The sequence below is a fragment of the Mycetocola zhadangensis genome (assembly GCF_003668565.1).
In the GTDB taxonomy this organism is placed as follows: Bacteria; Actinomycetota; Actinomycetes; order Actinomycetales; family Microbacteriaceae; genus Mycetocola_A; species Mycetocola_A zhadangensis.
Window position 1 is genome coordinate 362,787 of record NZ_RCWJ01000003.1, and the last position, 13,194, is coordinate 375,980.

Annotated in this window: 11 protein-coding genes; 1 reads left to right on the top strand and 10 read right to left on the bottom strand. The window is 63.7% G+C overall.

The window, feature by feature from the left end; genetic code table 11:
* Window positions 1-36 precede the first annotated feature (36 nt).
* The 4 genes from D9V28_RS12365 to D9V28_RS16445 form a co-directional block, all read right to left on the bottom strand.
* Window positions 37-1,539 carry a sugar transferase gene (locus D9V28_RS12365; RefSeq protein ID WP_183086525.1) on the bottom strand — a complete coding sequence of 501 codons (1,503 nt, stop codon included), beginning with the start codon at window positions 1,537-1,539 and terminating at the stop codon, window positions 37-39.
* Between the two features lie 251 nt (window positions 1,540-1,790).
* Window positions 1,791-2,591: a polysaccharide pyruvyl transferase family protein gene (locus D9V28_RS12370; protein WP_183086526.1), complete on the bottom strand. Its 801-nt coding sequence runs from the start codon at window positions 2,589-2,591 to the stop codon at window positions 1,791-1,793.
* Complete coding sequence (locus D9V28_RS12375; protein ID WP_121660039.1) at window positions 2,588-3,805, bottom strand: glycosyltransferase; 1,218 nt, start codon at window positions 3,803-3,805, stop codon at window positions 2,588-2,590. The genes D9V28_RS12370 and D9V28_RS12375 overlap by 4 nt, the downstream gene beginning before the upstream one ends.
* Window positions 3,802-4,389, bottom strand: a complete 588-nt coding sequence (locus tag D9V28_RS16445) for an acyltransferase (protein ID WP_147440989.1) — start codon at window positions 4,387-4,389, stop codon at window positions 3,802-3,804. The genes D9V28_RS12375 and D9V28_RS16445 overlap by 4 nt, the downstream gene beginning before the upstream one ends.
* A gap of 183 nt (window positions 4,390-4,572) precedes the next feature.
* Here D9V28_RS16445 and D9V28_RS12385 point away from each other — a divergent pair, with 183 nt between their 5' ends.
* The gene (locus D9V28_RS12385) at window positions 4,573-5,025 is read left to right on the top strand and encodes a hypothetical protein (RefSeq protein ID WP_121660041.1); all 453 of its coding nucleotides are present in this window, start codon (window positions 4,573-4,575) and stop codon (window positions 5,023-5,025) included.
* On the opposite strand, the gene D9V28_RS12390 is transcribed toward D9V28_RS12385, so the two are convergent.
* From D9V28_RS12390 to D9V28_RS12415, 6 genes are all read right to left on the bottom strand, one after another.
* Entirely contained in the window at window positions 5,022-6,500 is a 1,479-nt protein-coding gene (locus tag D9V28_RS12390; RefSeq protein ID WP_121660042.1) for a malate:quinone oxidoreductase, read from the bottom strand. The two genes, D9V28_RS12385 and D9V28_RS12390, sit on opposite strands and share 4 nt — an antisense overlap.
* Before the next feature lie 43 nt (window positions 6,501-6,543).
* Window positions 6,544-7,698 (bottom strand): GGDEF domain-containing protein, encoded by a 1,155-nt coding sequence (locus D9V28_RS12395; protein ID WP_121660043.1) that lies wholly within the window; start codon window positions 7,696-7,698, stop codon window positions 6,544-6,546.
* Window positions 7,691-8,872: a diguanylate cyclase domain-containing protein gene (locus D9V28_RS12400; protein WP_121660044.1), complete on the bottom strand. Its 1,182-nt coding sequence runs from the start codon at window positions 8,870-8,872 to the stop codon at window positions 7,691-7,693. The genes D9V28_RS12395 and D9V28_RS12400 overlap by 8 nt, the downstream gene beginning before the upstream one ends.
* Window positions 8,873-8,874: 2 nt before the next feature.
* The gene (locus tag D9V28_RS12405; protein ID WP_121660045.1) at window positions 8,875-10,518 is read right to left on the bottom strand and encodes a sensor histidine kinase; all 1,644 of its coding nucleotides are present in this window, start codon (window positions 10,516-10,518) and stop codon (window positions 8,875-8,877) included.
* Between the two features lie 98 nt (window positions 10,519-10,616).
* A complete protein-coding gene (locus D9V28_RS12410; RefSeq protein WP_121660046.1) occupies window positions 10,617-11,681 on the bottom strand; it encodes an aspartate-semialdehyde dehydrogenase in 1,065 nt (354 codons plus the stop codon).
* 69 nt (window positions 11,682-11,750) lie between these two features.
* Window positions 11,751-13,019, bottom strand: coding sequence for an aspartate kinase (locus D9V28_RS12415; protein WP_121660047.1), 1,269 nt, complete (start codon window positions 13,017-13,019; stop codon window positions 11,751-11,753).
* Window positions 13,020-13,194 lie beyond the last annotated feature (175 nt).

Genomic DNA, 13,194 nt, shown 5'->3' on the forward strand with positions numbered 1-13,194 from the left:
GAACTCCCGAATTGTGCACAATAGAAATGGGTGGTGCTAGTACGCGCCTTTCCTTCTCAACACGGCGCGGACGGTCCGAAGAAGGATCATGAAGTCTCCGGTGACCGACCAGTTTTCGACGTAGTAGAGGTCGAGCTTCACGCTCTCCTCCCAGCTGAGGTCCGAACGACCCGACACCTGCCATAGCCCGGTGATGCCGGGCTTGATCAACAGCCGTCGAGCGGCGGTGTCCTCGTATCGCTCGACCTCGCTGGGCAGCGGCGGACGCGGGCCGATGAGGCTCATCGCTCCGGTCAGCACGTTGATCAGCTGCGGCAGCTCGTCGAGCGAGAACCGCCGAATCACCGCACCCACGCGAGTGATGCGCGGGTCGTCGTGCACCTTGAAGAGAACACCGTTGCCCTCGTCCAGTGCGGAGACGGCCGCCCTCCGAGCCTCAGCGTCAGGCACCATGGACCGGAACTTCAGCATCGTGAACGACGACCCGCTCACGCCGATGCGGCGCTGCCGAAACAGGACGGGGCCGCCGTCTTCGAGGAAGACGGCAAGGGCGATGAGCCCGGCGAGTGGCGCGAACAGCACGAGTCCGAGCCCGGCCACCACAACGTCGAGCAATCGCTTCACCGAGTAGGTGAAGCCTGTGTACTTCGGCAACTGCACGTGCACCATCGGCAGCCCCTCGACCGGCCGCATGTGAATGCGAGGTCCTGCGACGTCTGTGAGGCTCGACACGAGAATCAGTTCGGTACTTGAGCTTTCGAGCGACCAGCCGATCTTACGCAACTGTTCGCTGCCGCCAGGCAGGTTGCCAGCGACCATCACCGCTCGTGTGCGCGACGACTTCGATGTTTCGGCGAGGTCGTCGAGGTCGAGGGTGGGAAGTCCTTCGAAAACGGATGCCGTGGCATCCGTCATTACAACACCGATCGGTCGGTATCCAGCCGTGAGGTTCGCACGAAGCTGCGAGACCACCTCACGCACATCGGTCATTGAGCCCACAACCAGGGCACCGGTGAGGCACCGGCCACTCCGCCTCAGGCGGGTGAGTTGTCCGCGCCAGAACTTGCGGCCGACGAGGAGGAGGACAAGACCCGTCGGCAGGGCGATGCCGAGGTAACCACGGGCGATCTCGAGCTGGAAGAGGAAGGCGATAATGGCGAGCAGGCCGAAGGTGAGCAGAGTGGCGTTGGTGACACGGGAGTACTCGGCGAAGCCGACGCCGACGAGCCGCCGTGCCCGCGACCGGGTCGCCGAGAGGGTGAGAAGCCAGACGGCCGCGATTCCAGCAGCCAGGCCGACGTACTCGAGACTGGCTCGAGAAGCGTCGTCGATGCTGTCTGGCCCGAACCGCACAAGTTGGGCGAGGGCGAGGGCAGCCAGGATGGCGATCGCGTCGGTGGCTGTCGTCGCGAGCAGGTAGCGGACCGGCCAACGGAGTTTGAGCGGCTGCGTCAGAACCCGTAGCGCAGCGCGAGGCTGAAGAGCAGCCGAGCCGGGTCCTGGCGGCGCGGGCGCGACAGAGGATGGGGGCGGTTTCAACTGGGCAGGTTTCGGTGTTGTCGCAAGTGCGCTACGCATCCGCACAACCAATCGTCGCTGGAAGTTCAGGACAGGAATGGGGAGGGTGCCACACCCCGGTGGATCAGGATGTGCTTGGCCCCCGATCGGGGCATTTTCCCACGCTAGCGCACTACATGAGGATTAATCAGGTTTAACTGAACTCGTAACCCGGAGTTCTTTCGCGTTCATCTGCCGGACATCCAACAGGGCCGTTTTCGTGGGCGGGTGGGTCAGAGCGCGGAAGGCCACAGGTCTGCAGGGAAGGCGTCGCGCAAGGGCGCGGGATTCCAGATGAGCCCCATTGCACCGCCGGCGGTAATTGCGGCGTCCACCGTCAACGCCAGCGGAAGCACATCGCGCCCGGTGGCCTCAAAGTAGTCGCGGTATTTCATCAGGTCCTCGCGGGCAGGAGCGACCAGTCGAGCAGGAACGCCGAGCGCCTCGGCCACGATGATGCCGTGCAGGCTCGAACCGACAACGAGTTCGCTGCGCGCAATGCGCTCGAGAACCCGCCACACCGGCGCCCGCGGTGAGATCACGTTCGGCCTGCCCCGCAGCTCGGCCAGGTCGTGCAGGTTCGGGATGATCGTGAGCGGGTACCGCTTCGGCTCCGCGGCCCAGTCGGCGAGCTCGGGAAAAAGTTCGGGCACAAGAAGCGCCGGGTCACCGTAAACCTCGGGCACCGCGAAGCCGTTCTCGATCAGCCTGGCCCGGGTGCGCGGCCCACGAACGGCGCGAATGTCGAGGGTGTCGATACACCCCCACTGCGGTTCGACCTTGCCATTGATGCCGCTCCCCCAGACGACGTCGAAGTTGCGGGCGTAGTGCAGAATCGAGCCGACCGAGAGCAGGCGGCGGTCGGGCAGACCGACCGCGACAGCGAGTCCAAGCCGTTCGCGCATCCGCTCGACGATCATCGGGCCGAGCAGGTCACCGAAGTTTCCGATCGGTCGTTTCACCGGAATGAGCCTGCCCATCCGCCCGGAGAACACCGGGCGGGGCGGATTCCAGTGCACAACCTCGACGGTCACCGTTGCCCTTCCGACTCGACGGTGGGCGAGACCGGGTGTTCCATCGAAGGGAAGTCCAGCCCGGCGGCCGCCCATGCGGTGCCGAGGATCCTCAGGTGCCTGGACGCCCAGGAGTTCTCGGAGACGAACCGCAGCCGCTCGGCCTCCGCCGCCGGACCGAGCGCGAGCGCCTCATCCAGCCGGTCAGCAAAGTCGGCGACCGTCGATGTGAGCAGCACCCGCTCGTCGATCCGACGCACCGGCGGCAGGTCGATCGCGAGCACGGGGCACCCGGCGGCGAGGTACTCGTACACCTTGAGCGGGCTCATGGCCTCGGTCAGCGGAGTCGCGCGATGCGCGAGCAGGCACACGTCGACGTTGCGCATCGCTGCGACCAGTTCGGTGCGACCAACACTCGGGTGCACAGATATCGAACGGATGCCATTTATCGCCGCCAGATATCCACCCTCGGGTTGCGGCCCCAGAAGAATGATTGACAGGTCTGGCCGTCGACGCGCGAGAGTGGCAAGGCCGTCGACGTCGAGCCGGGAGTCGAGGGTGCCGACGTAGAGCGCCCGCGGCCGCGGAATACCCGCGAGCCAGGCCGGTTCGGGGGGAACGGGCCCCTGCCACTCGGCCGGTTCGACCCCGTTGGGAACAACGGCGCTCGGACCCTGGGGGTTGATCCGCTCAAGCACCTGCGCCGAGACTGCTGCAACACCGAGACCGCGAGCGGCGATGCGGCGATACGCCTCACGATACGCGGGCCAGTATCCCTGTCGCGCTGGCGAGCTCAACCAGTCATCCCGCGCATAGAACGTGGTTCCAGCGGCCCAGTCAAACGGAGCGAACCCGGCGATGATCGGGTTGGCTGAAATGACGACGGGGTCGGTCTGCCCGAGTTGTTTGGAGGCGCGCTCGAGCGAGCGGTCGTATGCCCGGTAGTCGCGGGCCACGGCGGAAACGCCTTCCGGGTCGGAGCGGCGAAGTCGCAGCGGGGTGTGCTGCACACGGGTCGGCGTCGCCGGGAATCGCGACTGCGAGCGGGCAAGGGAGCGCACCGCGTGAGACGGCAGCCAGCGAAACGGGTTAGCCACGAGCAGCCGGTCGACGGCTGGACTGTCGAACAAGCGTGACAACAGGCGGTCAGGAGGGCGCATCATGCCGCGAGTGACAGCATCCGTCCAGGTCTCGTAACTGAAGGTGAAGACGACGTCGTGCGGGCTTCCGCTCACGACTGTCGCTCCGTTCTAACCTCGGCCCCTGGCAGCGATCGGATCACCCGCGCGGGTATTCCGGCGACGACAGTGCGTGCCGGAACGTCGTCGCGGACAACGCTGAGCGCACCGATTACGGCGCCGGCGCCGATCGTGACACCCGGCATGATGACGGCGCTTTGCCCGATCCAGGCACCGCGCCCAATGTGCACGGGAGCGATGCGGTCGAGCGGCTGGTCACGGATGAAGACGTCTGGCTGGTTGAAGCCGTGGGTGTGGTCGGAGATGTACACACCTCGGGCGATGGCCACGCCGTCTTCGATCACCACTCGTGACACCGCGGAGATCTGCGTCTGGTTCATCCGCACCCGGTTGCCGATCAGAATGGTGGGCGTCGGAGAGTCGTCGACAGGGATCATGAACCACGAGTTGGAACCAATCAGGCAGCCGTTGCCGATCGAAATTTTTTCTCCGCGGACGACGCGAAATGGCAGGAGAATGCGCGATCTTGAACCGAAGCGGAAGAAACCTGAGCGCACACTCCACGTGAATGCCGCGTCGCGAACGCGCTGCAGAGCGGTGAAGACGGTTAAACCGTTCACGATTTTTCCTCTCGGCGCACGGCTGGTCGCGGCGCATAAGCTCACGTCCAACAGTAATGCTCCATGAGGTTTTGTCACGTTGAGCAGCGGCCGACTTTTTGTCGCGGCGACATCTGCCGCGCACGCCGCCGCAGATTTATGACAAAGTATGCAGAAGCGATAAACCTGAGGGGAACTCGGATCGTGGCTGACTCATCGGTGCCCACGGCGAAAGCCGAGAACCTCCGCGCGCCGTCGAGTCCCTCCTCGCCCCCTGCACGCCGCCCTCGGCGGCGCGTCTCGATTGGGACGCTGCTGTTCGCGGTTCTCGTCACGGCTCTTCTTGCCGCGATTGTGACGGCATCGGTTTTCACCGCGCGCAGTCGTGAGGACGCGTTGGAGAACGAGATCGATGCGCTTAGCGTGAAACTGGCCGCAGCGGCTCAGGCGTTGGAAGACTGCCAGGCGTCACGACAGTCTGTTGCGGCCGTCGCTGCCGAACTGGCCGCCGCTCGCGACGACATGGATCGCGCGCTTGCGGCATTCGACCAGGGTGTTGCCATGGACGTGACCGAGACCGCGATCAGCGCGGCGAACGCGCGGTATGCCGCTGCGCTCGATTCGCTTGGCGCGATCCCGGGCTGTGCGACGGGTTAGCGGGCCAGTTCGAGAACGGCCGCAGTCGCTGCCAGAATTTCTTCGGCACGCTCTGGCTTGTCGTTCAGTGTGACGCCGTAGCTTGGGATCAGTGTCTTGAGCTGCGGCTCCCACCGACCGAAGTCGTTCGGGAAGCAGGTCTTCAGAACGTCGAGCATGATCGGAACAGCGGTCGAAGCACCTGGGGATGCACCGAGCAGTCCGGCGATGCTGCCGTCTTTCGCCGCGATGACTTCGGTGCCGAACTGCAGGACGCCGCCTTTCTTGGCATCCTTCTTCATCACCTGGGCGCGCTGGCCGGCGGTGATGAGGTACCAGTCCTTGGGCTTCGCGGTCGGCATGAACGTGCGGAGCGCCTGGAACTTCTTCGACTTGCTGGCCACGAGCTCACCGATGAGGTAGCTCATCAGGCTCGGGTTGTCCTTGGCGACCGCGAGCATCGGCAGGAGGTTCGTCGGGCGCACCTGGGTGACGATGTCGAGCAGCGAACCGTTCTTGAGGAACTTGGGGCTGAAGCCGGCGTACGGGCCGAACAGCAGGCTGGCTTCGCCGTCGACAACGCGGGTGTCGAGGTGAGGAACCGACATCGGAGGGGCGCCGACAGCGGCCTGGCTGTACACCTTGGCCTTGTGCTGGGCGACGATCGCCGGGTTGTCTGTGCGGAGGAACTGGCCGGAGATCGGGAAGACGCCGTAACCCTTGATCTCAGGGATACCCGACTTCTGCAGGAGCTTGAGCGCCCAGCCGCCTGCGCCGACGAAAACAAACCGAGCGCGGGTCTCGCCTGGCGTACGTCCAACGAGTTCGCGGTGACGGATCAGCCACGAGCCGTCCTTCTGCTTTTTCAGCCCGCGCACCTCGGTGTTGAGACGCAACTGGGCACCGGCATCCGTCACAGAATCGAAGAGCTGGTGCGTGAGCGCGCCGAAATCGACATCGGTTCCCGATGGGGTGCGGGTCGCCGCGAACGCTTCACCCTTGAGGCGCTTCTTCATGAGCAACGGTGCCCACTGGTGAATGACCCGGGAGTCTTCGGAGTACTCGATGTCGCCAAAGAGGGGCTGCTTCTTGAGCACCTCGTAGCGACGGCGGAGGAAGGTGACGTCTTTCTCTCCCCGCACGAAGGTCATGTGAGGGGTGGAGTTGATGAAGCTCGACGGCTCGCGAAGCACACCCCTGCGGACGAGCGAGGACCAGAACTGACGGCTCAGCTGGAACTGTTCGTTGATGCTGATCGCCTTGGACGGGTCGATCGAGCCGTCTTTTGACTCCGGCATGTAGTTGAGCTCACACAGAGCTGCGTGGCCGGTTCCCGCGTTGTTCCAGGGGTTTGAGCTCTCCTCGGCGACGTCCCCGAGCCGCTCGAAGATCACAATCTTCCAGTCCGGCTGAATCTGCTGAAGAAGGGATGCGAGAGTTGCGCTCATGATGCCGCCACCGATGAGGGCGACATCGACCGGGCCGGAAGAAGTCATGGTTCTAGTTTAGGTGGCGAAAACCGGCGAACTGTCGCGCGTACTACGCACCGCGAGCGGGGCTTGTCTCAACCCTGCTTCCGCCAGCGACCTGCGCCCGGGTGCAGGCGGAGCGCGCGGCGTCGTACAGCGCGTCGAAGGTGTGCTCCACGACGAACGAGTCACTGATTCCCACGCTCACCGCGAGTCGGAAACCCTTCTTGTCTGAGACCGTCACCCCGACGAGCGCGTCGAGCAACTCGAGAGCACGCCGTTCGGTGTCCTGCTGGTCTGAAGGGATACCGACAAGCACAAACCGGCCGCCGCCGCGGTGCCCGATGATCGTCGTCGGGTACAGGTGATCGCGCAGGAAGTCAGCGAGGGTCCGGATCGTCTCGTCCGCGAAGCCCGCTCCGTAGGTGACGTTGATTTCTTCGAGCCCGTTGATCTGCACGACGCTCACAGCGGAGTGCTCACCGTGTGAGCGGACGCGCGCGATCCTGTCGCGTGCGCCAGGAACGAACGCCGCCCAGTCCAGAACACCCATGGAGAATGTCGGTGCGGCTGTGCCGCGAAGCGTTCCCCGACCGGTCCGGCCGGCTGCGAGCATCGCCGTGGTGAAAGCGACCGCGATGTAGGCGACGAGCGCAACGATGACTGTTCTGGTCGGGTTGAAATTAGCGTCAAAAACCGGAGAGCCCGGACCCGCAACGACGAACGCGACCAGTCGAGCAGTGGTCCACGCCGCCCCCATCCAGCACACGATGGCGATGACCCTGCCGTTCACGAGCGTGGCCAGGTCTCCTCGAACGCTTTCCCTGGCACTGACAATGGCCAGAAGAATCACGGCCGCCATCGTGACCGACGCTCCGGCCCATTGCCCTGACTGTGGAAGCTCGACGGCAGTGACCACCGCGGTGATCAGGAGGAAGACACCGACCACAACGATCCGTGGACGTCGGGAGTTGAACGCGAGGCAGCCACACCAGAGACCGCCGACTGTACCGACCGCCGCAACGTTTGGCACGATCTGGAGCAGCGAATCTTTCTCGATCCAGACGATGAACGCTGACGCGACGGCTGACAGGATGGCGGAGACGTACATCAGGCTCCACGCCTGCATCAGTCGCGTCTTCGACGTCATGGCCACATTGAGCATGGCCACGGCACCGATGGTGAGTACGACCCCCGCGCTCAGACCTGCAATCGGATCAAGCATGCAAGTGCTCCTCCGGGTGTCCGACGATGGCGTTGCCGCCCGCCTCGTGTCCCTCCGAGACAAGCTCTCCCACCCGCTCGGCCAACGCCAGGAAGCTCTCCCCCGGTTGCGGCTCGGCGATGGCAATGGTGACGCTCACCCGCAGGCCCTGCGAGGCATCGATCGGAGTGTCGACCAGAGCGGACCTGATGCGTTTCGCCTGATCGAGGGCCTGGTCGAGACTTTCGAAGAGCAACGCGTCGAAGCCTGCGCCCCGAGTGTGTCCGAGAATCGCCGTAGCAGACACCGAGTCCCGCAGAACCGAGCCAACGAGGGTCATCGCTGAGTCGCTGAACGATCTGCCGAACGCCGTATTCATCTCTGAGAGGTTGTCGACGTCGATCCGCATGAACACGCTCGGCTCCGCTGTGTGCTCAAGCCGCTTGAGCCGGTCGTTCACTGCCGTCGTGAAAAGGTCCGTCGATGGGAAGTTCTCCCAGCGTTCGTTGTCGATGGTGCGCGAAGCCCGGGGGTTGAACCCCTCGGTTCTCAGCACGGCCATCGCTGTTGATGCGGTGACCACGAACAGGATCGTGACACAGGTCGTCACGTCGGTGTCCAGATAGGTTGAAAACAAAGCGCTGTCCGGACCGCTCGTCGCGAATACGACCGCGCGAACCGCATAAAAACCGCCGACCACAAACATGACCACGGCGATGATCCGCCCGTTCAGGCTTCGTTGCATCCGTCCGGTCAGCGCCTCACAAGCAGCGAGCAGCGCGTAAACCGACACAGCCATCAGGAACACCTGCCCACCGGCCCAGCTCCCAGCGGCGCCGTCGAGCCAGCAGACGATCGCGACGAGGACGCCGCCTGCGGCACTCACAAGTTGGAGCGGCTTGCGCTCGTTCATGGCCCGGCAACCAGACCAGGCGAACCCCATCGACATCGCCAGCGCGCCGTTGCCGATGCCGATCGCCAGAACAGCGTTCGGAAACACTGCCCAGACGGCGAACGAGACCGCGGTGAGCAAACCGAGTAGGAATGCGGCAGACCACAAGCGGCTGGGAACGTCGTTGTGCTGCAGCACGGTGCTGAGCACGAAGATCGTGCCGCAGATCGCGACGACGAGCCCGCTCGACAGCAGCAGCGTCGGCAGGTCGAGCGCGAACAGGGGGTCGAGTGCAACGTGCATTTTTACTCCTCCTGCTGTTCGCGAGGGATCGTGATGACCATGGTTGTGCCGGCAGGACTCGAGGCAGACATTCGAATATCACCCTCATGCGCCCGAACGATCTCCTGGCTGATCGCCAGTCCGAGGCCCGTTCCGTGAACGCTCGAGTTGCGCACCGACTCCGCACGATAGAACCGCTGGAACAGGTTCTTCTGCTCCTCCGCTGTCATTCCGCGGCCGGTGTCGGAGATGAAGATTTCCACTTCCCGCTCATCACCGATCACAGCAACACTCACGCGCCCGCCGGTGTGGTTGTACTTGACGGCGTTGGACAGCAGGTTGTCGATGACCTGCCGCACCCGGAACTCGTCGGCATAGACAATTGGCGACCCGATCGAAGTCAGCAGGAGCGAGATCCGCCGCTCATCCGCGACCGGTTTGAGCGACTGGATCGACTGCTTGGCCAGCACAGCGAGGTTGGTCGGGGCAAAGTTGAGCAAAAATCCAACGTGCTCCTCCTGGGAGGCGAGCAGCAGGTCGCTGACGATTGACAGCATTCGGTCGGCGTTGTTCAAAGCCACGTCGACGTATTCCCTGTCCTGCCCGGTGATCGATTCCCCGTCGAGCACCAACTCGAGGTAGCCAAGGATTGAGGTGAGCGGCGTGCGTAATTCGTGAGAAACGGATGCCACGAGGTCGTCTCGAGCGCGGATTGCGTCGATTTCCGCGGTGAGGTCGCGAGACACCATCACGGCGCCCTCTCGTTGACCTTCCGCGTTGGTGAGCGGACGGCTGGTCATTCCAAGCGCCAGTCGCTTCTCACCAGGCTCGCCGTACCAGACGATGAGGTTCTCGAAACTGTCGCCCCGAAGCATCCGTTCGTGTGGTCGCTCTCCCGGTTCCAGCGGAGTGACGCCGTCTTCGCCGTAGTCGACCGCCGGGAAATAGCTGGTGGCTGGTGTGCCGAACGCCGACAGCCAACGGCGATAGGTGCTGTTGACGATCGTCGGCCGACCGAACCGGTTCACGGCGACGACGCCGAAGGACACGGTGTTCATCACCTGGTCGAGGGTTCGTTCGTCGCGTCTGGCCCGATCGAATGCGCTCTCAAGGAGCTCCGCCTGTTGACGGAGCAAAACCCGCTGCGCCTGCGTCTTTCGGGTCCCGAGGAACGTAGCCGTCGAGACGAAGACGAGCACGATCGGAATCACCAGGGCGCCGGCGACTCGCGTTGTGATGGAGGTCTGGTCCATGAGAAAAAGCCCGCCGATGAGTGCACCCATCGACACGGCTGGGCCCAGGATCGCGCCGAACAGCCCGTAATAGGTCGCCATCCAGAGGACGGGAAGCACGAGGAAGAATCCCGAGCCGAGCGAGGGTTCACCCGTGCGCAGGATGACGACGGCAACAATGTCGAAGACAGGAACGAGGATCGTCCACTTCTTCCCCAACCTGCCCCACGGGATGACCCCGGCTGCTGCCGTCGTCGCGAACACGAGGACGACGCCGAAGAAGAACATTTCGGGGCGCGCAAGCTCCTGCGGAATCGTCATGGCGATGCAGACGAGAAGCAGAACGGCACCAGCCAGGAGCAGCTGCCAGAGAAATACCGAGCGCTCCAGACGCCACCGGCTCGACGGCGGAGCCTTCGTCAGGGGCAGTGACATGGTGTTGACACTAGCAACATCCTGACGTGCTCCTTCGCCTGAGCGACGGAACAGGCGCGACCGCAGATGCGCGAAGGGGGTCGACCTCAACCAACCGGTCAGGCGTTCGCGGCAGCACGCAGTCTTTCCGCAACCAGTTCGGCAATCTGAACAGCGTTGAGTGCTGCGCCCTTGCGGAGGTTGTCATTCGAGATGAACAGGGCAAGGCCCTTGTTCTTCGGTGCGCTCTGGTCTGCACGGATTCGTCCGACGAACGAGGGGTCCTTGCCTGCTGCTTCGAGCGGCGTGGGGATCTCGGCAAGTTGAACACCTGGAGCGTCGGACAGCAACTCGGTCGCGCGCTCGGGGGTGATGTCGCGCTCAAATTCTGCGTGAATCGAGAGCGAATGACCGGTGAAAACGGGCACGCGCACACAGGTGCCAGAGACGAGCAGCTCCGGCAGCTCGAGAATCTTGCGGCTCTCGTTGCGAAGCTTCTTTTCCTCGTCGGTCTCGTATTCGCCGTCGTCGACGATGGAACCTGCCAGCGGGACAACATCGAAGGCGATCGGGCGGGCGTAGATGGTGGGCTCCGGCATGGACACAGCGGATCCGTCGTGCACGAGCTGGAGGAGGTTCTCGTCCCGGACGGCGGTGCGCACCTGGGTGGCGAGTTCGCGTGCTCCGGCGAGGCCAGAGCCGGAAACCGCCTGGTAGGTGCTGACGATGAGTCGCGCGAGGCCGGCTTCGGCGTGCAGCACCTTGAGAACCGGCATGGCGGCCATGGTGGTGCAGTTCGGGTTGGCGACGATGCCCTTCTTCGCCTCATCGATTGCGTGGGGGTTGACCTCGGAGACGACGAGCGGCACCTCGGGGTCCATACGCCATGCGCTCGAGTTGTCGATCACCAGTGCGCCGGAAGCGGCGAACCGTTCGGCCTGCGCGCGGCTGGTGGTTGCTCCCGCTGAGAACAGTGCGATGTCGAGTCCGGTCGGGTCTGCCATTGCGGCGTCCTCGATGACGATCTCCTCACCTCGGAAATTCAGCGTGGTCCCGGCAGAGCGGGCCGATGCGAAGAACCGAATACTCGCGATGGGGAAGTCCCGTTCGGCGAGCAGTGTGCGCATCACAGCGCCGACCTGTCCTGTAGCGCCGACGATTCCGACGTTCACTCCGTTGCTCATGCTGAAATTCCTTCTGTCCTGGTGCGCGGTTCCGGTCCGACCGGGCTGTCAGTGTCTAGCTGCGGGGTCTCAGCGACCGGTGCCGCCATGGACGACGGCCTCTTCGACGCTGTCGAGATCGAACGCGGCGTGGACGACGCGTGCTGCTTCCTTCACGTTGTCAGCACGGGTGATCACCGAGATACGAATCTCACTTGTCGAGATCATCTCGATGTTGATGCTGGCGAGGTGCAGCGCTTCGAACAGGCGAGCGGATACACCGGTGTTGGCTTTCATGCCCGCACCGACGAGAACGAGCTTGCCGATCTGGTCGTCGTGCTGCAGCGACTCGAAGCCGACGTCGTCCTTACGCTCGAGCAGCGCGGAGATGACCTGAGGAGCCTCGTCCTGCGGGAGGGTGAAGGAAATGTCTGTCAGGCCGGTTGCTGCCGCCGAGACGTTCTGCACGATGATGTCGACGTTGGCTTCGGTCGACGCAATGATCTTGAAGATCTGCGCGGCCTTACCTGGAATATCCGGCACGCCGACGACGGTGATTTTGGCTTCGGTGAGGTCGATTGCGACGCCGGTGACGATGGGCTGTTCCATCTGTTCGCCCTCTTTCGGGTTAAGAACGAGGGTTCCCTCGTTGTTGTTGAACGATGATCGTACGTGCAGGGTGACACCGTGTCGACGGGCATACTCGACGGCGCGAATGTAGAGCACCTTCGCGCCGTTCGCGGCCAGCTCGAGCATTTCTTCGCTCGTGATGGTGTCGATTTTGCGTGCGAGGGGAACGACGCGAGGGTCCGAGGTGAAGATGCCATCGACATCCGTGTAGATCTCGCAGACCTCAGCGTTGAGCGCCGCTGCGAGAGCGACAGCCGTGGTGTCTGAACCGCCACGACCAAGCGTGGTGATGTCTTCGGTCTCGTCGTTGAAGCCCTGGAAGCCTGCGACGATGACGATCAGCCCGTCGTCGAGGGCCTGGCGCACGCGTACAGGGTTGACGTCGACGATGCGGGCCGAGCCGTAGTGCTTGTCGGTGCGCATTCCGGCCTGGAGCCCTGTGTATGAACGCGAGTCGACGCCGAGATTCTTGATGGCCATCGCGAGCAGTGACATCGAAATGCGTTCGCCGCTCGACAGCAGCATGTCCATCTCTCGCGGCTCGGGCGGAAGAGGCGACACCGCTGCGGCCAGATCGAGCAACTCGTCAGTTGTGTCGCCCATGGCGCTCACGACGACCACGACTTCGTTTCCGGCCTTGTGCGTCTCGACGACGCGCTTGGCGACGCGCTTGATGCTTTCAGCATCCGCGACAGACGACCCGCCGAACTTCTGCACGATAAGGCTCACGTGTACTCCTGAGGGGAATGGATCGGGTGATACCCGATGACTCATTCTAAAGGCGGCAGTATTCCGGCGATGCTATGTGACGGTCGCCGGAGGCGATCCTTACGGTATCCGTGCAGAAGGTCGTCCGTTCCCTAACGCTCGTCGCAACGCGACGGGCACGATTGCAGCGCCGAGC

Excerpts from the sequence above, each read along its gene's own strand:
- D9V28_RS12390 (WP_121660042.1), bottom strand. The coding sequence starts at position 6,500 with ATGACTTCTTCCGGCCCGGTCGATGTCGCCCTCATCGGTGGCGGCATC.
- D9V28_RS12395 (WP_121660043.1), bottom strand. The coding sequence starts at position 7,698 with ATGCTTGATCCGATTGCAGGTCTGAGCGCGGGGGTCGTACTCACCATC.
- D9V28_RS12400 (WP_121660044.1), bottom strand. The coding sequence starts at position 8,872 with ATGCACGTTGCACTCGACCCCCTGTTCGCGCTCGACCTGCCGACGCTG.
- D9V28_RS12405 (WP_121660045.1), bottom strand. The coding sequence starts at position 10,518 with ATGTCACTGCCCCTGACGAAGGCTCCGCCGTCGAGCCGGTGGCGTCTG.
- D9V28_RS12410 (WP_121660046.1), bottom strand. The coding sequence starts at position 11,681 with ATGAGCAACGGAGTGAACGTCGGAATCGTCGGCGCTACAGGACAGGTC.